20 protein-coding genes are annotated in these 20677 nt (G+C 35.0%); 19 read left to right on the top strand and 1 reads right to left on the bottom strand.

The window, feature by feature from the left end:
• Positions 1-295: 295 nt before the first annotated feature.
• The 11 genes from rplM (at position 296) to LB452_RS11415 (ending at position 12112) form a co-directional block, all read left to right on the top strand.
• Entirely contained in the window at positions 296-751 is a 456-nt protein-coding gene (gene rplM / locus LB452_RS11465) for a 50S ribosomal protein L13 (protein WP_224461876.1), read from the top strand.
• On the top strand, positions 752-1138 hold the full coding sequence (gene rpsI, locus LB452_RS11460; protein ID WP_224461875.1) for a 30S ribosomal protein S9: 387 nt from the start codon (positions 752-754) through the stop codon (positions 1136-1138).
• Positions 1139-1296: 158 nt separating this feature from the next.
• The gene (rpsB, locus tag LB452_RS11455; RefSeq protein ID WP_224461874.1) at positions 1297-2169 is read left to right on the top strand and encodes a 30S ribosomal protein S2; all 873 of its coding nucleotides are present in this window, start codon (positions 1297-1299) and stop codon (positions 2167-2169) included.
• Between the two features lie 73 nt (positions 2170-2242).
• On the top strand, positions 2243-3064 hold the full coding sequence (tsf, locus tag LB452_RS11450) for a translation elongation factor Ts (RefSeq protein ID WP_224461873.1): 822 nt from the start codon (positions 2243-2245) through the stop codon (positions 3062-3064).
• A 131-nt stretch (positions 3065-3195) separates the two neighbouring features.
• On the top strand, positions 3196-3903 hold the full coding sequence (pyrH, locus tag LB452_RS11445) for a UMP kinase (protein ID WP_224461872.1): 708 nt from the start codon (positions 3196-3198) through the stop codon (positions 3901-3903).
• 2 nt (positions 3904-3905) lie between these two features.
• The gene (gene frr / locus LB452_RS11440; protein WP_224461871.1) at positions 3906-4460 is read left to right on the top strand and encodes a ribosome recycling factor; all 555 of its coding nucleotides are present in this window, start codon (positions 3906-3908) and stop codon (positions 4458-4460) included.
• Between the two features lie 32 nt (positions 4461-4492).
• A complete protein-coding gene (locus LB452_RS11435) occupies positions 4493-6793 on the top strand; it encodes a DUF5686 family protein (RefSeq protein WP_224461870.1) in 2301 nt (766 codons plus the stop codon).
• Positions 6794-6851: 58 nt separating this feature from the next.
• On the top strand, positions 6852-9254 hold the full coding sequence (locus LB452_RS11430) for an efflux RND transporter permease subunit (protein ID WP_224461869.1): 2403 nt from the start codon (positions 6852-6854) through the stop codon (positions 9252-9254).
• On the top strand, positions 9244-9969 hold the full coding sequence (locus LB452_RS11425) for a tRNA1(Val) (adenine(37)-N6)-methyltransferase (protein ID WP_224461868.1): 726 nt from the start codon (positions 9244-9246) through the stop codon (positions 9967-9969). The genes LB452_RS11430 and LB452_RS11425 overlap by 11 nt, the downstream gene beginning before the upstream one ends.
• 87 nt (positions 9970-10056) lie before the next feature.
• Positions 10057-11235 (top strand): acyl-CoA dehydrogenase family protein, encoded by a 1179-nt coding sequence (locus tag LB452_RS11420; protein ID WP_224461867.1) that lies wholly within the window; start codon positions 10057-10059, stop codon positions 11233-11235.
• A 94-nt stretch (positions 11236-11329) separates the two neighbouring features.
• Positions 11330-12112 carry a DUF3050 domain-containing protein gene (locus LB452_RS11415; protein WP_224461866.1) on the top strand — a complete coding sequence of 261 codons (783 nt, stop codon included), beginning with the start codon at positions 11330-11332 and terminating at the stop codon, positions 12110-12112.
• A gap of 156 nt (positions 12113-12268) precedes the next feature.
• Here LB452_RS11415 and LB452_RS11410 read toward each other — a convergent pair whose 3' ends face one another.
• Positions 12269-12604, bottom strand: coding sequence for a single-stranded DNA-binding protein (locus LB452_RS11410; RefSeq protein ID WP_224461865.1), 336 nt, complete (start codon positions 12602-12604; stop codon positions 12269-12271).
• Positions 12605-13229: 625 nt separating this feature from the next.
• Here LB452_RS11410 and LB452_RS11405 point away from each other — a divergent pair.
• The 8 genes from LB452_RS11405 (at position 13230) to LB452_RS11370 (ending at position 20668) form a co-directional block, all read left to right on the top strand.
• Complete coding sequence (locus tag LB452_RS11405; protein ID WP_224461864.1) at positions 13230-13721, top strand: hypothetical protein; 492 nt, start codon at positions 13230-13232, stop codon at positions 13719-13721.
• A 65-nt stretch (positions 13722-13786) separates the two neighbouring features.
• Positions 13787-13984, top strand: coding sequence for a hypothetical protein (locus tag LB452_RS11400; protein ID WP_224461863.1), 198 nt, complete (start codon positions 13787-13789; stop codon positions 13982-13984).
• A gap of 385 nt (positions 13985-14369) precedes the next feature.
• The gene (locus tag LB452_RS11395; protein ID WP_224461862.1) at positions 14370-14654 is read left to right on the top strand and encodes a hypothetical protein; all 285 of its coding nucleotides are present in this window, start codon (positions 14370-14372) and stop codon (positions 14652-14654) included.
• A gap of 62 nt (positions 14655-14716) precedes the next feature.
• Complete coding sequence (locus tag LB452_RS11390; protein ID WP_224461861.1) at positions 14717-15502, top strand: GLPGLI family protein; 786 nt, start codon at positions 14717-14719, stop codon at positions 15500-15502.
• A 174-nt stretch (positions 15503-15676) separates the two neighbouring features.
• Positions 15677-16339: a GLPGLI family protein gene (locus LB452_RS11385; protein ID WP_224461860.1), complete on the top strand. Its 663-nt coding sequence runs from the start codon at positions 15677-15679 to the stop codon at positions 16337-16339.
• A 125-nt stretch (positions 16340-16464) separates the two neighbouring features.
• A complete protein-coding gene (locus LB452_RS11380; RefSeq protein WP_224461859.1) occupies positions 16465-17238 on the top strand; it encodes a GLPGLI family protein in 774 nt (257 codons plus the stop codon).
• 3 nt (positions 17239-17241) lie between these two features.
• Positions 17242-17997 (top strand): GLPGLI family protein, encoded by a 756-nt coding sequence (locus LB452_RS11375; protein ID WP_224461858.1) that lies wholly within the window; start codon positions 17242-17244, stop codon positions 17995-17997.
• Positions 17998-18001: 4 nt separating this feature from the next.
• Positions 18002-20668 (top strand): carboxypeptidase-like regulatory domain-containing protein, encoded by a 2667-nt coding sequence (locus LB452_RS11370; RefSeq protein WP_224461857.1) that lies wholly within the window; start codon positions 18002-18004, stop codon positions 20666-20668.
• The last annotated feature ends 9 nt before the right edge of the window (positions 20669-20677 follow it).

Raw genomic sequence — 20677 nt, 5'->3', positions numbered from 1 at the left:
TGAATACAGTAAGAAACTATTCAGCTTAAATACAATTTTAAGAAAAACCGTGAAGTGTCACTCCTCATTGTCCTAGGACACATTGGTAATGCCTGAAATAAAAATTTTAACTTGATTGAGGATTTCCACAAACTTCGTTTTATCACTCAAGTAAGACCTAAAGACTTGAGTCTAAATGTGTTTACAAAATATTTGAGGGCATACCTTGTTATATAAATTTATAATCGTAAATTTGCACCCTTATTTTCAAGACTTTGAAGATAAAAGGAATGTTTAATTATTTAAAAATTTAAGTGTGGATACATTAAGTTACAAAACGGTTTCAACCAACAAAGCTACTGCAGATAAGCAATGGGTTGTAGTTGATGCCAGCGGACAATCTCTTGGACGTGTAGCTTCTATTGTTGCCAAACTTTTGAGAGGTAAGTACAAGCCTAGCTTTAGCCCTCATGTTGATTGTGGAGACAATGTAATCATTGTTAACGCAGAGGAAGTCAACTTGACAGGTAAAAAGTGGGACTCAAAAGAGTATATCCGACATACTGGATATCCTGGTGGACAGAGAAGTTTAACAGCTCAAGAAGTTTTTGACAAGAGCCCTGAGCGTCTTGTGGAAAAATCTGTAAAAGGGATGCTGCCTAAAAACAAATTAGGTGCAGATTTATTTAGAAATCTACGTGTCTTTACAGGAACAGAGCATAACATGAATGCTCAACAACCAAAGGAAATTAATATAAACGAACTAGTGTAAATGGAGACAATTCACAAAATTGGCCGTAGAAAAACTGCCGTAGCTAGAGTTTATCTTTCTGAGGGAAAAGGTGAAATTACCGTTAACAAGAAAAAAGCTAACGAATATTTCACAACCGGACCTTTGCTTTATAAAGTCAACCAAGCTTTGGCTTTAACTGGTAATGAAGATAGATTTGATATCAATGTAAACGTGTTTGGTGGTGGTATCACCGGACAGGCAGAAGCTATCAGATTGGCGTTATCTAGAGCAATGTGCGAGCTAGACCCAGAAAATAGAGCTACGCTTAAGCCAGAAGGATTACTTACCAGAGACCCTAGAATGGTAGAACGTAAGAAATTCGGTCAGAAAAAAGCAAGAAAGAAATTCCAATTCTCAAAACGTTAATCGGGAATTTCATTCAATTATTGAAATTATTAATAGTTCAATTTTTTGTTGTTATTTGGGTAAAGCCCAAAGTTAGTTTAGCATCTAAATGAATAAGACCAATATTATTGCTACTTATTTATTGCTATCCCAACAGAAGAACGTAAACTAAAACAAAAATGGCAAATCAAATAGAGGTCAAGGAATTACTTGACGCTGGTGTACATTTTGGACACCTTACAAGACGATGGAATCCAAACATGGCTCCTTATGTATATATGGAGCGCAATGGTATTCACATCATCAACCTATACAAAACGGTTGCTAAAATGGAAGAAGCTGGAGAAGCTCTTTCAAAAATAGCAGCAAGCGGAAGAAAAATTCTTTTCGTCGCTACCAAAAAACAGGCAAAAGAAATTGTGGCTCAAGAATCCCAGAGAGCACAAATGCCTTACATTACCGAAAGATGGCCTGGAGGTATGTTGACCAATTTTGTGACCATAAGAAAGTCTGTAAAGAAAATGGCAACAGTAGATCGTATGAAAAAAGACGGTACTTTCAATTCCCTTTCCAAAAAAGAAAGATTGCAGGTTGACAGGATGAGAGCTAAATTGGAAAAGAACTTAGGTTCTATTTCTGAAATGTCAAGATTGCCTGCTGCAATATTTGTTGTTGATACTTTAAGAGAGCACATCGCAGTAAAAGAAGCACAAAAATTAAACATTCCTGTGTTTGCAATGGTAGATACGAATTCAAATCCTAGAGATGTGGATTATGCTATCCCTGCAAATGATGATGCTTCAAAATCTATTCATAAGATTATGTCTTATATGGCAGATTCTATCCTTGAAGGTATGAATGATAGAAAAGAAAGCAAAGATGCTGATGCGAAACCAGCAAAAGCTAAAAAAGAAAAAGCATCGGAAGATAAATCTGATAAAAAAGAAACTGAAGCAAAAGCTGATAAGAAAGCACCTGTTGTTGAAGAAGTTCCAGCTGATAAGGCAGAACCTACAAAGCCAGCTGGTGAAGAAAATAAAGCTTCAGAATAACATAAATTTAAAGATTGCAAATCGCTTAAGTCTTACTTAAGCGATTTTTATATTAACACAAAACATACAAATCATGGCAAAAATAACGGCTGCTGAGGTCAATAAATTGAGAAAAAGCACTGGTGCTGGTATGATGGATTGCAAAAAAGCTCTTGTAGAAAGCGAGGGTGATTTTGATAAAGCTATCGAAATATTAAGAAAGAAAGGACAAAAGGTTGCTGCTAACAGAGCAGACAGAGACTCATCTGAAGGTGCAGTTATAGCTGTAGTAAACGATGAAGCTACCAAAGGTGCTATTGTTTCTTTAAACTGTGAAACAGATTTCGTTGCTAAAAATGATTCATTTACCAAAATGGCAAATGATTTTGCTCAACTTGCACTTGGTGTAGAAAGCAAAGAAGAATTATTAAAACTTGATTATAACGGCATCACTGTAAGTGAAAAACTTACTGAGCAAACTGGAGTAATAGGTGAGAAAATTGAAATCGGTGACTTTAGAATCCTAAAAGCTCCGTTCGTTGGATCTTATATTCACGCTGGAAATAAAATTGCGGTTTTAACTGGTCTTTCAAAGCCTGCTGAAGGTGCAGAAGAAGTAGCTAAAGAAGTTTCTATGCAAGCAGCTGCTATGAACCCAGTAGCTCTTAATGAGGAAGGTGTTGACCAAACAACTATCGATAAGGAAGTCGAGATTGCTAAAGATCAATTAAGACAAGAAGGTAAGCCAGAAGATATGCTGGATAAAATCGCTAAAGGAAAAATTCAACGTTTCTTTAAAGATAATACTCTTGTTAATCAAGCCTTTATTAAAGACAGCAAAATTTCTGTTGCTCAACATGTGAAAACTTTGGGTGATGTTGAAATCGTCGCTTTTGAAAGAGTTGCTTTAGGCTAATTCTTTATTCAATTATTATATGACCCTTTAGTGAAATCTAAAGGGTTTTTTTATGCTCAAAATTGAAGTGAATATGTCATTTTTTCGTATGAGATTATCCTTATATTTGCAAAACTTTATTTTAAATAGCTATGCAGTATAAGCGAATTTTACTCAAACTTTCAGGAGAAGCTCTCATGGGTGATCGTCAATATGGAATCGATCCTAAAAGACTAGATGATTACGCAAAAGAGATCAAATCGATTGTAGATAAAGGAGTAGAAGTAGCGATTGTTATAGGGGGTGGTAATATTTTTAGAGGAATTGCTGGTGCCAGTAAAGGTATGGACAGAGTTCAAGGTGACCACATGGGAATGCTTGCTACTGTCATCAACGGTCTTGCTTTGCAGAGTTCTTGTGAGGACAATGGTATGCAAACCAGACTTCAGTCTGCCATAAAAATCAATGAAGTTGCTGAGCCTTTTATCAGAAGAAAAGCTATCCGTCATTTAGAGAAAGGAAGAGTAGTTATTTTTGGTGGTGGAACAGGAAACCCTTACTTTACTACAGATTCTGCTGCTGTGCTGAGAGCTATTGAAATGGAAGCAGATGTTATTCTAAAAGGCACTCGCGTTGATGGAATCTATACTTCAGATCCAGAACAAAATACAGATGCAACAAAATTTGATTTTATCAGTTTTGAAGATGTGCTGAGAAAAGGATTGAAAGTAATGGATACTACAGCATTTACATTGAGCCAAGAAAATGAATTGCCTATTATCGTATTTGATATGAATACGCCCGGAAATTTACTTAGAATAATTTCAGGAGAAAAAATCGGAACAAAAGTGAACTTATAGATATGAACGAAGAAATAGATTTTATTTTAGATAGCGCCAAGGAGTCGATGGAAGAAGCGATCAAGCATCTTAAAAAGCAATTGACAAATATAAGGGCAGGAAAAGCAAATCCAGCTATGCTATCTTCTGTTATGGTAGAGTATTATGGTACCATGACACCACTTAATCAAGTGAGTAATGTAAATACTCCAGACGCAAGAACGCTTACGATTCAGCCATTTGAAAAAGCCATGTTCAAGGAAATTGAAAAAGGAATCATGAATGCAAATCTTGGTTTCAATCCTATGAATAATGGAGAAAGCGTAATTATAAATGTTCCGCCTTTAACTGAAGAAAGACGTCTACAGCTTTCTAAACAAGCCAAGGCTGAAGCTGAAGAAGCTAAAATTGGAGTTAGAAACGACAGAAGAACTGCTATGAATGAGATTAAAAAAGCAGATCTTCCTGAGGATGTTCAAAAAGATACCGAAGATGAAATTCAGAAACTGACCGATTCTTTTATCGTTGAAATCGATAGAATTAATACAATTAAGGAAAAAGAAATCATGACCGTATAATATTCGGTGGTATTGTTTTACAACTTCAAAATTTGAAAATTCAACATCTTTTCAGCTTTTTATTTTTTGCAATAGTGTTGAATAGTTATGCCCAATCTTCAGTAAATGGAAGAATTAGAGATAACTCAAATGAAAAGAATTTTATTTCTAACGCTGTTTTGATTACGAATCAACAGCGTTATTTTTTTTCAGATTATAATGGTGAATTTTCTGAAGAGCTTAATCAAGGTGAGTTTATCGATAAAGTTATTTCCAAAGGATTTGAAAGTTTGGAAATTTTCGAAGATTTCTCAAATCTTAAAATGATACCTAAAGAATCTATCGATGCTAAAGAAATTGAAGCAAGTAGAATTGATTCACTATCCAAGAATCATTCTTTTTCTACAAACTACAAATTCAAAAGTTTAAGTAAAACAAGAATCACAAATCAAAAATCTGATTTCGTTTTAAGAAAAGACATTGATCTCCGACTTACTGGACAAGAAGGTCTTCAACAGAAGTTTAATGCTATAAGTGTCGATGGAATAGATGAGGTTGTTCCCAAAATGGTGAACAAAGATATTTTCTCGTTCAACTGGTTCCAAACCCATGTTGAAATTTTTGATGAACGATTTGTTTCTCCTTTCAATAGATTCAATTCAGTCAACTATGAATTCTATAGCATTTATGAAACTTCTGAATTTGAAGTCATTCAATTTGAACCCATTTTGAAAGGTTTTCAGCGATCTTTCAAAGGGATTCTCTTGCTTAACAAATCAACTTCCAAATTTGAAAAAATTCAAGTGACTCTGGATGCAGATTTTAGATTGAATATGATCACAATTTTCGACCTTGATACTGGTTTGCCAAAAGATATCAGTCTAGATATTTATCCAGGAACGGGAGGAACGAAACTTTCATTTTTTGGTGGCGGGATGTCTTTTGGTCGAATTCAGAAAAAAAATCCAGATGATGAAGCCGTTTTAAAGCACAAACAAATTTATTATGATTTTGTAGCTGAAAATAGTGTTTCCCCTTTTCCAAAATCTCTGAGTAAGGTCTTAGAAGATAAAAATGAGACAATCCCAGATGCTTACTGGGAGAATTTTAACTTCTCCTTTATAAGTGAAAGGGAACAGAATACAGAAGATCTGGAGACTTATGTTAAAGAAGAAAACATAAAGAACAGGGTGAAAAGAATATCAGCTTTTGATGCCGGATATTTTCCTATAGGCATCGTAGACGTCGATCTTACCAGGCTTGTGAAAGCAAATAATTATGAAGGTTTACGACTTGGATTGGGTTTACAAACCAATCAGTCGTTTTCAGAAAAATACCGGTTGGGAGGGTTTACAGCCTACGGAACTCAAGATGGAAATTTTAAATATGGCTTTAATGCAGGAATGTTAATAAATCCTGACTCGGCTACATGGTTTAATGCCTTTTACGATAATGACATTGAAGAGGTTGGGATGAACAATTACCTCACAGATCAGCGTGTTTACTCTTTGTTTGAGCCACGGCTTGTCAATATTACGTTCTTTTATAAATACGAAAAGTATGGGCTAAGCCTTCAGCATAACTTTTCTCCTCAATTGATTTCTGAATTTAAAGTTGATAAAAGCAATATCTCTCAAACCAGAGACTACGCGTTTTTAAATAACGGAGATGTGTTCGAGAATTATAATCTTACCACAGCTACCTTTGGTTTAAGATGGACACCAAATTACAGCTATTCCAAAGTAGGAAAGCGGATTTATATAAATAATACATCTGCTCCTGAAGTTTCAGCCCAGGTTAGCCAAAGTTTCAATGGTGTCATGGATGGCGATTTTAATTTTACAAAAATGAGTGCAAAAATTGACTATGACTTTATTCATAGTTGGGGAAGTGTATCTAGCGTTGAGTTAGGTGGAGATCTTGGGTTTGGAGATATTCCTTTGATGCATACATTTCATGCTTTTCCCAATAGTCCTAACAAAGCAGGTATTTTTAATCGGTTTTCGGTAGCTGGAGTTAAGAGTTTTGAAACTATGTATTTCAATGAGTTTTTTAGTACAAAGTTGGCTACTTTACACATGAAACATAGGTTAGCACCATTTAAAATTTCCAATACCATTCAGCCAGAATTGGTTCTAATATCCAGGCATGCCATTGGAGATTTTGATAATCCCGAACAGCATCAAAATATTTCCTTCAATGATCTTTCACAAGGTTACAATGAAGCGGGATTCGAACTTAATAAACTCCTTTTTGGTTTTGGGTTGAGTTTTGCTTATAGGTACGGTGCTTACCATCTCCCTGATCTTGAAGACAATGTTTCATTCAAATTCACATTTTACTTAAAGCTTTAAAAATTAAAAACACTTACAGTTTTTGATTTTTTACATTTGCAAATTCACACAATACTACATGAATAAGGTTTTCAGCTTCGGATTTTGGAATTTCATAGCTAGCAAGATTCTTCGAAATAGAATTTTGATCATCATATTGCTTTTAGCAATTACAGTCTTTCTTGGTTTTCAGTGGCAACACATGAAGTTTTCTTTTTCTGAAGCCAACTTGTTACCCGATGATGCTCCAATTAATCAACAATATGCTGAATTTGAAGAGAAATTTGGATCGGATGGTAATGTGATCATGATAGCCACCGATGATGAGAGCCTATTTACTCCAGAAAAGTTTAATGCTTGGGCAGAATTGGCTGACACTTTAGCTTCATTTTCAGAAATAAAATCTGTAATAGGCATTCATAACTTGCAGCAATTAGAAAAGCGAGAAGACCCCAAGCGCTTTGAAATGCACTCCATTTTAGACAGGGATTCCCTTTCTGAAGACGAAATTAAAAACTACGGTAAAACTTTATTTACAGATTACCCATTCTACGACGGACTTATTTTCAATTCTAAAAGTAAGACTGTGCAGACAGTTGCCTACATGCAGGACAGCATCGTCAATGCTAAAGGGCGACAGATTTTTATTATGGAAAAATTTGTTCCATTGATAGAGTCTTTCAAGAAAGACAATTCCTTAGAAATTCATGTTTCTGGAATGCCTTATATCCGGACTTTGAATTCTCAGAATATAGTGGATGAGATTCAGTGGTTTGTCCTCTCTGCTTTATTTGTAACGTCATTAATATTTTTCTTTTTTTTTAGATCCTTTAGGGCGACACTTATTTCAATGCTTACTGTTATTGTTGGTGTGATGTGGGCATTTGGGTTCATAGGCTTATTAGGATTTGAAATTACTGTATTGACCGCGGTCATTCCGCCTTTAATTATCATCATAGGGATTCCTAACTGTATTTTTCTCATCAATAAATACCAGCATGAGATCAAAAAACACGGTAATCAGGCTAAATCGCTTCAGCGTGTAATCACCAAAATCGGTAATGCTACTTTGATGACCAATGTGACTACAGCTTCTGGTTTTGCCACCTTTATTTTTACTCAAAGCGAATTGCTTAAAGAATTTGGTATTCTGGCTTCCATCAATATCATTGCGATTTTCATCTTGAGCTTACTCATTATACCCATCATCTACAGTTATATGCCGCTGCCAAAGGATAAGCATTTGAGGCATTTAGGCAAGCAGTGGATTGAAGGCTTTGTGGAGTGGATTGTTAAGATGGTAAAACATAGAAGAGTAACTATTTACTTTACTTCTGTAGCTGTTTTAGGCCTTAGCATCATAGGTATTTTTAATATTAAAATCTCAGGGAGTCTTCTTGAAGACATGCCGCAAAACGCTGAATTTTTCAAAGACATCAAGTTTTTTGAAGACAAATTTGATGGCGTGCTTCCTTTGGAAATTATGATTGACACTAAACGTCCAAATGGTGTGACCAAACTCTCTACATTGAAAAAAATGGATGAGTTAAAATCTGAAATCAATGAAATTGAAGAGCTTTCTCCACCCTTATCTATCGTAAATTTGGCGAAATATGCCAAGCAAGCGTTTTATAATAACAATTCCAAATATTACCAACTGCCTACTTCACAAGAGCAAACTTTTATGGCTCCATACATTAGAAGCATGGATAACCTTGAAGGTGGAATTTCCTCCTATGTAGATTCGACTGGGCAATTTGCCAGAATGACCATGTTCATGAAAGATGTCACTACCGAAGAAATATCCAGAATTGAAGCTAAATTACTTCCAGAAATTAAAAAAATATTTCCGGAAGAGCGCTTCGAGGTTACAATGACTGGAAAAGCTTTGGTGTACCAAAAGGGTACGCATTATTTAGTAGACAATCTTGTACTTTCCTTATCACTTGCGATCATACTTATTGCCTTATTTATGGCCTGGATGTTTAGATCGTTTAGGATGATTTTAATCTCTTTAATTCCCAATTTACTGCCACTCTTGATGACAGCAGGTATGATGGGCTTTATCGGTATTCCTATAAAACCTTCTACCATTTTGGTTTTTAGTATTGCCTTCGGGATTAGTGTTGATGATACCATTCACTTTCTCGCCAAATACAGGCAGGAGTTAAAGGCAAACCATTGGAAAATAAAACGCTCAGTTTACCCAGCTTTACGCGAAACTACGGTGAGCATGTTCTATACTTCAATTGTTTTGTTTTTTGGGTTTTCAGTGTTTATGATTTCAAGTTTTGGTGGAACAGTAGCTTTGGGAGGATTAGTTTCCGCCACTTTATTATTTGCGATGTTGGCTAACTTACTACTTCTCCCCTCGTTGTTGCTTTCTCTGGAAAGAAGCATAGCTAATCAACGAACGATGAAGGAGCCGCAGATGAAGATTATCGATGTCGATGATTATGAAGACGAAGAAAATGAAAGATAAAGTTTTTCAGTTTAAGGAATTTAATATCAATCATTCCAAATCGGCGATGAAAATTGGAACGGATGCTGTCCTTCTAGGCGCCTGGACAGATGTTGATGAAAATATCAACTCCATTTTGGATGTAGGCGCAGGAACAGGAGTTCTAGCACTTCAGATGGCTCAACGCTTTCATGCTGAAACTATTGATGCGGTGGAAATAGATCCTGATGCTTTTGAAGAATGTGTTGAGAATTTTGAAAACAGTCCCTGGGGCGATCGCTTGTTTTGTTATCACGCCAGCTTTAAAGAATTTTATTCTGAAATGGATGACACCTACGATTTGATTATCTCGAACCCACCTTTTTATTCAGAACAACCTAATTTTGATGGCGAAAATACCTCACGGGAAAAAGCTAGGTTTCAGGAGCATTTAAGTTTCGAAGATTTATTACAGGGAGTTTCTATGTTGTTGTCTGCTAGTGGATCCTTCAGTGTAATTCTTCCTTTTTCAGAACAGGAAAAATTCATTTCAGTGGCTAAAGATTCCCAGCTGTACCCATCAGACATACTAAATGTGAGAGGCCAACCTGCTTCCCCAATCAAGCGAACGCTACTCAAATTCAGAAGAAACAAAACAGAGCAAGTTATAATTGAAGAATTGATTATTGAGCATTCCAGGCACATATATACCCAGGAATATATCGATTTGGTAAAAGATTTCTATTTAAAGATGTGATCTTTTGGGATTTAAGTAAAATAATAACAAAGCTTAGTAGAAGTTCAGTCCTGTATTCGTTAAATTTGTTTACAATATTATTTTATTATGAAACAAGATACTTTTCAAGCCCCAGATTATTACAATATAGATGATTTATTAACGGAAGAACACCGCATGATTCGCCAGGCGGCGAGAGATTGGGTGAAGCGTGATGTGAGCCCTATCATAGAAGAGGCCGCTCAAAAAGCTGAATTTCCTAAGTCAATCATCAAAGGTTTATCAGAAATAGGTGCTTTTGGACCTTATATTCCGGAAGAATATGGGGGAGCAGGCTTAGATCAAATTTCTTACGGATTGATCATGCAAGAAATTGAAAGAGGAGATAGTGGAGTGCGGTCTACGGCTTCGGTACAGTCGTCTTTGGTAATGTATCCGATCTATGCCTACGGCACTGAAGAACAACGTAAAAAGTTCTTGCCAAAGTTGGCCTCAGGCGAATTTATGGGTTCTTTTGGATTGACGGAGCCAGACCATGGTTCTAATCCCAGCGGAATGACAACTAATTTTGTGGATAAAGGCGATCATTATCTATTGAATGGTGCCAAAATGTGGATCTCCAATTCACCATTTTGTGACATTGCTGTAGTTTGGGCTAAAAATGAAGAAGGCAGAATTCACGGACTGATCGTGGAGCGTGGTATGGAAGGGTTTTCTACTCCAGAAACGCACAACAAATGGTCGCTTAGAGCTTCAGCTACCGGCGAGTTGATTTTTCAGGATGTAAAAGTGCCTAAAGAAAATCTATTGCCAGGTAAAAGTGGACTTGGAGCGCCCTTATCTTGTTTGGATTCGGCTCGTTACGGTATTGCCTGGGGTGCTATAGGTGCAGCAATGGATTGCTACGATACGGCGCTTCGTTATGCTAAAGAACGCATCCAATTTGGAAAACCTATTGCTGGTTACCAATTGCAGCAGAAAAAATTGGCTGAAATGATTACTGAAATCACAAAAGCTCAGTTGCTAGCCTTACGATTGGGTCAGTTGAAAAACGAAGACAAAGCGACGACGGCTCAGATCTCAATGGCCAAACGTAATAATGTAGAGATGGCGATCAACATTGCCAGAGAAGCAAGACAAATTCTTGGTGGCATGGGAATTACTGGAGAATACAGCATTATGAGGCATATGATGAATCTGGAAAGTGTGGTGACTTACGAAGGCACCCATGATATTCATTTACTGATTACAGGGCTGGATATTACTGGGATTTCGGCTTTTAAATAAAAGATAAGATATTCAAAATAAAATTCTAAAATAAAGAGTCAGATAGAGTTAAATCTTATCTGACTCTCTATTTTTGCAAATAAAATTGAAGATAATGCAGGTAACGGAACTCAAAGCAAATTTAAAAGACTTAAGGCCACAACTCATACGCCACCACCTTTATAAAAGTGTAGAATCTCCTCAAGATTTACAAATCTTCATGAAACACCATGTGTTTGCGGTTTGGGATTTTATGTCGCTCTTGAAGTCACTCCAAACGCAGTTGACCTGCACAAGTTCGCCCTGGGTGCCTGTAGGGAATCCAAAACACCGCTACCTGATCAATGAGATTGTTCTAGCAGAGGAAACCGACCTTAATGCCGATGGTGAACGCCAGAGTCATTTTGAAATGTATCTGGATGCGATGCAAAAGGCAGGAGCTTCCACCCAGACAGTGCAGGATTTTGTGGATCAAATTCAGCACGGGACAGATGTGTTTTTGGTCATTGCTACCAGCGACTTACCAGAGAGTGTGAAGGAGTTTCTGATATTTACCTTCAACACCATCAAAAATGGGAAAGCTCATGAAATTGCCGCCTGTTTTACGTTTGGAAGAGAAGAATTGATTCCGGATATGTTTACCTCTATCATCGGCGAGATTCAGCAGAATTTTCCAGAGGAAGATTTGAGTTTGTTAAAGTACTATTTTGACCGTCACATCGAGCTGGATGAAGACGAACACGGCCCGATGGCTTTAGAATTGATCGCTGCCTTATGTGGTGAGGATGAGCAAAAGTGGAAGGAAGTGGAAGCGTGTTCTCGAGAAGCTTTAGAAAAACGACTTATTCTTTGGGATGGGATTGCCAAAGAAATCAATTATTACAAGGCTATAGCGTAAGTCCCCTCCCGACCTCCCTGAAGGAGAGGAAGAAAAATGCCCAGCCCTAGCCCATCCCTAAGGGAAGAAAATTAAAAAACTCCTGCTCTAATTGTAGAGCAGGAGTAAAAGTTATTCCCCCCGGGAGGGAGTTAGAGTGAGGGATTTGACTTTTGCCTATTTCTGGCTTGTAGGTACAATCTCCGAACAATTGACTTCGGTGATGTAGCGTTTTTCGCCGTCTTTGGTTTCGTAAGAGCGTGGGGCAAGTTTACCTCTCAATAGGACTTCTTGTCCTCTCTTGACGTAGGTTTCTATAAAACTAGCCGTCTTGCCCCAGGCGATGATGTTGTGCCAATAGGTGTTGGTGACTTTCTCTCCGCTGTTATCGTAATACGACTCGTTGGTAGCGATAGAGAATTTAACTAATTTCTTTCCAGAGTCTAGATTAACTACTTCTGGATCCTGGCCTAAGTGGCCCATTAACTGTACGTGATTTTTTAAAGTACTCATAACTATAAAATTAAAATGGTTTTAAAAACTGACTTAGTCTCTCCAAGTCACATCGACGGTGTTTCCAATCGACAGGGCAAAGGTGCTTCGACAATAGGGGATTAGTCGTCTGTTATCCATTTACTTTCTTTTACTTACGTTTACAAACGTTTGTAGTCGTTTGTAAACGATTGTAGTTTGCCAACAAACAAATTAAAAATGAAACAAGTTACTTCTGGGAATTTCAAAAACTAGAAGAATTTTTTTCTGAAAAACAAGGTTTTTTGTAGTGCGAAAATAGTAATCTTCTGTAAACAGTGGGATGAGAAGTTTTTTAGATCAAAATTTGGTTTGAAAATATTTACGGTTTTCCCCTAACAAAAGTACGGTCGAACCGTAATTGTGAACTGAATATTAACTATATCTTTATGAAACAAAATCATATGCGAATGAGATAGTTATAAGGATTAAAAAGAGAAAGCTCCTGCCAGGCAGAAGCTTCTCCCGTAAAGGCATGAATACATATGCTTCACTTCGTTTCGTAAATGTATAGGTTTTCATGAGATGTGCAACTTCTTAAGCGAGAAGTGTGGAGAATCCGGTAAGATTGAAAATTGCTTAAAAAAATTGTTTAATAATTTTAATCATGAAAAATTTATTTTTATTTATTGTAATAATTTTCATCACCTCTTGTACTAAAGATGAAGTAATTAGAGAAGTAGACAATTTGTCAATAAATGAATCCAATTTCCAGTTAAATTTAAAATCATTTGAAAGTTTAGGAAAGGAAGTTGAAATCAAAAACGGAAATGTAAATGAATTTTTGACTTCAAATTTTGAAGAGTTATTAACTATGGAAGATGATTTAGAGCTAAAGATTTTTTTAAGAAAAAATAAAAATACCTTCGCTCTTAAAAGTATTAATAATAATGACAATAACCTCTTAAAAGCTGACCCTCCAGGTTTTTGGGACTCTGAAACAGTTTGCAATACTTGTAGGAATGAAGAATGTGTAAAAAGTACTCTTTCAGAAGCAGTAGGAGAAGGTAATACTGATGTTGATATAAGAGTTAGAGTCAAACGTACTTTAGGTGTTCAAACAGGATTAGAAATCTGTTATGAAAGGTATGTGAATTAAACAATTTATTTACAATTAAAATAAAAAACAGTAGCCGTAACTTTTAAAAGTTTTAGCTACTGTTCATGCAATCAAAAATACTCGAGGGTATAATAAATGAGTATATAAAAGAAGGTATAAAAAGGCTAGGTAAAAAATCAGTTTTTAGAATGGTTGGTAAAGTGTTGGGAAGAGCATTGAATCGGGTTGGTGTAACATGGGCTGTAGCTGATTTTTCATATTGCATGTATAAAGCTAACGTAAATGAAGAAGTAGCTTCTTAAATATTAGTACTATGATTTACTCATATTTTAAATAGCATTATTATCAATTGCAATACTTATAGCTATATATCATTTGTCAACTGACAATCTGTTCAAAATAAAAAATAGAAGATATTTTAATAAATTTTTATTGTTCATTTTAATTCTACTATTATCTTTAACTTTAATAGATCTAATAATTAAGATTTAAACTGCAAATAATATATAGCATAACCAATAGCTTGTAAGTGCTAAAACAAAAACTACTGTATATTTAAAAATAAAAGATAAACTTAAAGTTAGGCTAGTTTTTAGCATGCTACTCGCTTTCTAGAGAACCGTTTAACTGCCAAAATCGTTATTTAAAATTTTAATCATAAAAACTTTATTTTTTGCACTAGCTTTTATGCTAGTAAGAACCTTTGCATTTGCTGCCAATGATCCAAATGAAAACTTTGAGTTCGAATTATTGTGTTTAGATTCCCTGGATATAGAATCTAATATTGATGTCGATTACGGACTTTGTATGTTTAGTTACAGCATAACTGCAACTAATCAAGTTACTGGAGAAGTAATAACTAGAAACTACACTCAAACAGCTAATGATTCAAGTGAAACTGAATATAAAGCATATGCTAAGACTACTATGATGTTGCAAGCCAGATTAGTTCAAGCTGAGTTAAACAATTAAGATTAATTTTACAGATGGGGTTGATAAAATATTGTCAGCCTCATTTTATTTAAATGATTCAAATGAAAAATATAATATGTCTTTTAATTACCTTTATTACAGTTCATTTTACAAACGGCCAAGATAAATCTTCAAAAATTTATGTGGAGTACGCTGTCAATAAAGGTTCTATCAATAGTACTGAATATTTAATAGCTAATACCAATAATGCGCTTTATACCACTGATTTTATAGAAGTGAAGAATGACAAGACTATAGAAAGCGAGGATGGTGATGACTACAGAATCAATCCTGAAATAGTAAAAGTCAATGCTATGAAGTATTATAGCCAGCTGGACTCACCCTACTTGTATTTTGTAAGTCAGTCTAAAAATTCCGAGAACACCATCGTTGCAGTAGATAGTTTACCAAAACTGCAATGGGAATTGAGCCCAAACAAGACTAAAGAGATCAATACATTTACTTGTTTTGAAGCAAAGACTACATTCAGGGGTAGTAAAATAGTTGCTTATTATGCTCCAGGAATCCCAGCTGGATTCGGACCATTTAAACTTAAGGGATTACCAGGCTTAATTTTAGAAGCTTATAATGAATATAGCGGATTAAAATATCACTGGAAGGCAATAAAAATTATTAGCCCATTTAATCAAAAATTAAATTTAAAGTTTTCAGAAGAACTGTATGATTCACCGTTAGTTACCTATAGAAGTATTGTCGAAAAATTTGATAACAAATTGAAACAAATGGATGAAAGAATGAAAGCTAGGGTTTCAAGAGGAGGTTCTATAACATTGAATAAAACAGAACGAGTGAGTTTAGAAAAAATTTACGAATGGGAAGAGAAATAAACTTATGAATTCTTTAATTCTAACAATATCCTTTTTTTTCATGAAAGTACTAAATAAGTAAAGATCAGGAAAAAAAATCAAAAATATAATTTTTAAAATCAAGCAATTTTCTAATTAGATGAAATCAAAACTTAACTTACGAAAACCTTTATATCTCTCATTTTTCTCTCATTTATGTTTTTTTCTTTTGGACAAAACAACTACGAATCACAGTATGATTACATCAATGTTGGATTAGGAAAAACTATACCAGTGAAGCATATATTTAATTCGAATGAATCCATATCAATATTTAATTTTCAAGGAGAAAATAACTTGACCCAGGATGAGTCAGGTGAATTGAGTTTTAAAATATCGCTTAATGACTCCATTGGTAATCAGTACTATAACCGTTCAGATAAATTGATATTTAGAGACGTCGTATTTAATAGCGGTAAAGAATATGTCATTGTAGAAGATGATTTACCCGATTTTAAGTGGCAAATATCTAAAGAAACCAAACAAATAGGACCCTACCAATGCTTAAAAGCAACAGGATCTTTTAGAGGTAGAACCTACAAAGTTTTGTTTACACCTGAAATAATCAACCAATTTGGTCCTTGGAAATTTAAAGGATTACCAGGTATAATTTTAGAAATATATACAGTGGACGAACCTATGATTCATCATTGGAGGGCTACCCAAGTAAAATATCCTTTTGATACGGAGTTAAGGCTAGATTACCAAAATGATCTTGAAATCGTCGACTACAAAGAGATTGTAGAAGAAAGGAGGAACATATTAAATTGCAAATGCAGAGAATGCAATCTAGAGTCCCACAAGGTGTTACATCTGTAAATTCAAAAATTAACCGAGCTGGTGTCGAAAAGATTTATGAGTGGGAGCTTTAAAATTTGAATAAAAATTTAATTGACTAATTTTTTAGTTATATTTGTCAGAATCGAACTTCTATAATTTTAAAAATGAAAACATTTATAAAATTCAGTTTAGTTGTCTTATTATTTGTAATTCAATCAAGTGCCCAGTCCATTTGTGGTAAGGTTAACTACACACATTCTACTCATTTTTCAAGAGATTTCTCAAGAGAATTCACATTGGAATTTAATTCGAGATCCTCTCTTTATAAGGAAGTGGTGAATAAGAAATCAAATAAAAAAGAGTCTATCTCACAAGAAGATGAGGGTTTACAAATGAATGTTGAAGCAGAAAGAAACAATCTTAATCCAGAGATGTATCTCAACAAAATTGATGACTTACATTTTTTACAGATTTGGTACGACAAAGAGCTTGTTGTCAAGGAAGATGCTTTCCAATGGAATTGGGACTTGAAAGATGAAACCAAAACGATTGGAAATTTCTTATGCTATAAAGCTAAAATAGAGTTTAGAGGTAGATTTTATACAGCCTGGTACTCGCCAGAAATACCAATTCAATTTGGGCCTTGGAAATTCCAAGGACTCCCAGGGCTTATATTAGAGGTATATGATGCAGATAGAGTTTTACATATACACGCAAAAAAAATATCACTATCCAAAGAACAGTCTTGTTCAATTTCTTATGATGAATCTAAGTTTGAGAATCCTATGACTGTAGATGAATATTTGATAGAAAGAGAAATTCTTGTAAATAAAGAATTAGCCAGGCTTTCTAGTAAAATGCCAAAAGGTTACAAAAACCAACCTCTCAACCAAAAATGTGAAGATTGTAAGGAGCAAGTTGAAAAATTTAATAAATAACTCATGAATAAATTGCTGGTACTACTTCTCATTACTTTATCAAACACTTACACTCAGGAGAATATTCAAAATCATACGATTGTAGAATACACGCTTGATTTAAATTTAGATATTCCAATATCTAAAAATTCTCAATTAACTTTTACTTCAGCCCAATCTATATACAAAGAAGGTAAAGGAGATATAAAATCAATTCCTGATAATACTCAAGTTAGAGATTTATCAGGCACAAATCCCACTTTTTATTTTGTGAATTTAAAAGATCGGACGTTGAGAATGAAAACCCAATTAGATGGTGAAAGAATAATCGTAAAAGAGAATTTGCCAGCTATTGAATGGAATATAAAACCCGACTCTAAACGAGAGATTATGGGTTTTGATTGTATAGAAGCAGAAGCTCTTTTCCGTGGTAGACTTTATACAGCCTGGTTTTCGCCAGATATACCCGTGCCTTTTGGTCCCTGGAAGCTTCAAGGTTTGCCTGGTCTTATTTTAGAAGCTTATGATAAAATGGATGAAGTACATTTTTATGCAACACGTTTGAAGTATGAACAAGGCTCTTTTAAAGAACTGAATATTCCAAATGAAAATGATGATCATAACGAAATTACTCTCAAAGGCTATATAGAACTAAGACAAAAAGACGTTGAAAAACAATTTGCCAAACTCTTAGCTAAACTTCCTAGAGATAGCAGAGTAAGTAATATCAAAACATCTAAATACAAAGGATTGGAGTTGGAATATCCCTGGGAAAATTAAAAGTATGAAATATCTTAGTCTATTTTTAATTCTAATTTCATCATTGATTTGCTCTAGTATTTCAAATGCCCAAACCACAGTAAAAGGAACCATCAATGACACTGAAGGGAATACCATTGCTTTTAGTAATGTTCTTGTCAAAAAAGACTCTCTGTCCTCTATTATATCCTACACCTATTCAGATGCTGAAGGAAAGTACAACATCAGCATCAAGAAATCTGGTGAGTATACTTTAGTCTTTTCCAGCCTTGGGTATGCTTCTCAAAATAAAATTGTTATTATAAATGAAGATACAGATGAAATTAATGTAGATATAGTCCTCAAAGGTGAGTCTACAAGCTTAGACGAAGTTATAGTTTTAGCCGAACGACCTATTAGAGTGCAAAACGACACCATCACCTTTAAATCTAAATACTTCACGGATGGAACAGAGCAAACTGTGGAAGATCTATTGCGGAGAATTCCAGGTTTACAAATTAATAGTGAAGGCACCATAAAAGTAGGTAACCAGGAAATCGAAAAATTAATGGTGGACGGTGATGATCTTTTTGAACGAGGCTATAAAATTTTATCCAAAAACATGCCAGCTTATCCTATCGAAGAAGTGGAAGTGCTTAAAAATTACTCCAACAACAGGCTTCTAAAAGGCGTTGAGGAAAGTAATAAAGTGGCTCTTAATTTGAAACTGGACGAAAAATCCAAACGCATCTGGTTTGGAAATATAGAAGCAGGCCACGGCAATGACGGGTTTTATGAACTGAAGACTAACTTGATGAATTTTGGGAAAAAGAATAAATATTACTTCCTGACCAATTTCAACAGCATAGGTTACGATGCGACTGGAGATATCAATCAATTGATACGACCAATGCGTTATAACGAACCAGCCAGTATTGGAGACAACCAGCAGGTGCGCGACCTTATTAGTTTGGCGCCTCCACAGCTTAATTTCAAGCGCAGAAGAACTAATTTTAACAATGCCGAGTTGGTATCTTTGAATGCAATTTTTAATACTACTGAAAAGCTTAAGATCAAAACCTTAGGTTTCTTTAATGCCGATGAAACCGATTTCTTCCAAACCAATATCCAAAATGTAACATTAAATGATGTCAATTTTACGAATACAGAAGATTTTCAACTGAAAAATAGAAAGCTAATAGGCTTTGGAAAATTAGATTTTGTTTATGATTTTTCAAAAACTGAAATGCTGGAAAGCACCACAAAATATAATTCCGGAAATTTTGATGATGATTCCAATTTACTTTTCAATGGGATCTCTACCCGGCAAGATTTGTCGCATACCAATACGTTATTTGATCAAAAGCTGAGTTATAGCAATAAGTTTAAAGACAAAAAAGTCTTTCTGCTCACAGGGCGCTTTATTGACGAAATGACACCACAAACTCACCGTTTAAATCAATTCTTTTATGAAGATCTGTTCCCAGATCAATCTGCAGATAATGTCAGACAACTCAGTAACAACAAAATGCAGTACATTGGTGTAAACGCGCATTTATTGGATAGAAAGGCTAATGATGATTTATTTGAAGTGCAAGTGGGAAATGAATTGAGGAGAGACCGCTTGCAGACCAGTTTGGAGCTATTAGAAGATGATGTGGTCTCAAATCGACCCGATGGCTACCAAAACCAAACCTCCTACACGGTGAATGACTTGTATTTAAAATCCAAATACAGATACAGTATAAATGATTTTGCGATCATAGGGGAAGCAAATGTGCATCAATTGTTTAACAAGTTGGAATTAGAGAATTCTTCAGATAACGAATCTCCTTTTTTTGTAAATCCTAGATTGAGTTTGGATTGGAAGATCAACGATAAAAACAGAATACGTTCGTCTTATTCTCACACCACCACCAATGCTAAAATTCTAGATGTATATTCAGAATTTGTATTGACAGGTTTTAGGCCTTTTACTAGAGGTACGGGAGAGTTTAACCAATTAGACGCTTCCTCGGTGACTTTCAATTATGAACTCGGGAACTGGAGCAGCCGATTTTTTGCCAACACATTTTTGATTTACAGTAAGAATCATGATTTTTTTAGCACCAATACATTTATAGATCAAAACTTCACACAATCGAGCAAAATTTTGATCCAGGATAGGGAGTTTATCAGTATTAATTCCAAATTGGATTATTATTTTAAGTTTATATCCTCCAATTTGAAATTGGACCTAAGTTACAGTCAATCAGAATTCAAAAACATAGTCAACGATTCTGAACTAAGGCAAGTGGAATCTACTACTATTGGTTATGGTCTGGAATTAAGATCAGGTTTTACGGGTTGGTTTAACTACCATTTGGGCACTAAGTGGACTAGTAACGAGATACAAACGACGATTCAAAATTCGTTTACAGATAATGTAAGTTTTTTGGATCTAAGTTTTATTTTAAATGAGAGGTTCTATATTCAGGTGGAGTCAGAGCGTTACGAATTTGGAAATATCAACCTAGACAATGTGTATTATTTTGCCGATTTGGAAGCACAGTATAAATTAAAAAAAGACAAGTGGACGCTTGGACTGAGTGGAAAAAATCTTTTCAATACCAGGCAGTTTAGAAATTTCAACATTAGTGATATCGGATCCACCACTACGACTTATCGGCTATTGCCAAAGTATGTTTTATTAAAGGTTTTGTATAGATTTTAAATAGCTGTT

This window comes from Psychroflexus longus (genome assembly GCF_020164595.1).
GTDB lineage: Bacteria > Bacteroidota > Bacteroidia > Flavobacteriales > Flavobacteriaceae > Psychroflexus > Psychroflexus longus.
The sequence above is the reverse complement of the archived record's forward strand: the minus strand, read 5'-3'. Positions and strand labels throughout refer to the sequence as shown.

Bases quoted from the DNA above. Each gene is read 5' to 3' on its own strand.
- pyrH (WP_224461872.1), top strand. From the start codon at position 3,196: ATGCAGTATAAGCGAATTTTACTCAAACTTTCAGGAGAAGCTCTCATG.
- LB452_RS11390 (WP_224461861.1), top strand. From the start codon at position 14,717: ATGAAAAATATAATATGTCTTTTAATTACCTTTATTACAGTTCATTTT.
- LB452_RS11400 (WP_224461863.1), top strand. From the start codon at position 13,787: ATGCAATCAAAAATACTCGAGGGTATAATAAATGAGTATATAAAAGAA.
- rpsI (WP_224461875.1), top strand. From the start codon at position 752: ATGGAGACAATTCACAAAATTGGCCGTAGAAAAACTGCCGTAGCTAGA.
- LB452_RS11395 (WP_224461862.1), top strand. From the start codon at position 14,370: ATGCTAGTAAGAACCTTTGCATTTGCTGCCAATGATCCAAATGAAAAC.
- LB452_RS11410 (WP_224461865.1), bottom strand. From the start codon at position 12,604: ATGAGTACTTTAAAAAATCACGTACAGTTAATGGGCCACTTAGGCCAG.
- LB452_RS11370 (WP_224461857.1), top strand. From the start codon at position 18,002: ATGAAATATCTTAGTCTATTTTTAATTCTAATTTCATCATTGATTTGC.
- LB452_RS11415 (WP_224461866.1), top strand. From the start codon at position 11,330: ATGCAGGTAACGGAACTCAAAGCAAATTTAAAAGACTTAAGGCCACAA.
- LB452_RS11425 (WP_224461868.1), top strand. From the start codon at position 9,244: ATGAAAGATAAAGTTTTTCAGTTTAAGGAATTTAATATCAATCATTCC.
- LB452_RS11420 (WP_224461867.1), top strand. From the start codon at position 10,057: ATGAAACAAGATACTTTTCAAGCCCCAGATTATTACAATATAGATGAT.
- rpsB (WP_224461874.1), top strand. From the start codon at position 1,297: ATGGCAAATCAAATAGAGGTCAAGGAATTACTTGACGCTGGTGTACAT.
- LB452_RS11430 (WP_224461869.1), top strand. From the start codon at position 6,852: ATGAATAAGGTTTTCAGCTTCGGATTTTGGAATTTCATAGCTAGCAAG.
- frr (WP_224461871.1), top strand. From the start codon at position 3,906: ATGAACGAAGAAATAGATTTTATTTTAGATAGCGCCAAGGAGTCGATG.
- tsf (WP_224461873.1), top strand. From the start codon at position 2,243: ATGGCAAAAATAACGGCTGCTGAGGTCAATAAATTGAGAAAAAGCACT.
- LB452_RS11405 (WP_224461864.1), top strand. From the start codon at position 13,230: ATGAAAAATTTATTTTTATTTATTGTAATAATTTTCATCACCTCTTGT.
- LB452_RS11375 (WP_224461858.1), top strand. From the start codon at position 17,242: ATGAATAAATTGCTGGTACTACTTCTCATTACTTTATCAAACACTTAC.
- LB452_RS11385 (WP_224461860.1), top strand. From the start codon at position 15,677: ATGTTTTTTTCTTTTGGACAAAACAACTACGAATCACAGTATGATTAC.
- LB452_RS11380 (WP_224461859.1), top strand. From the start codon at position 16,465: ATGAAAACATTTATAAAATTCAGTTTAGTTGTCTTATTATTTGTAATT.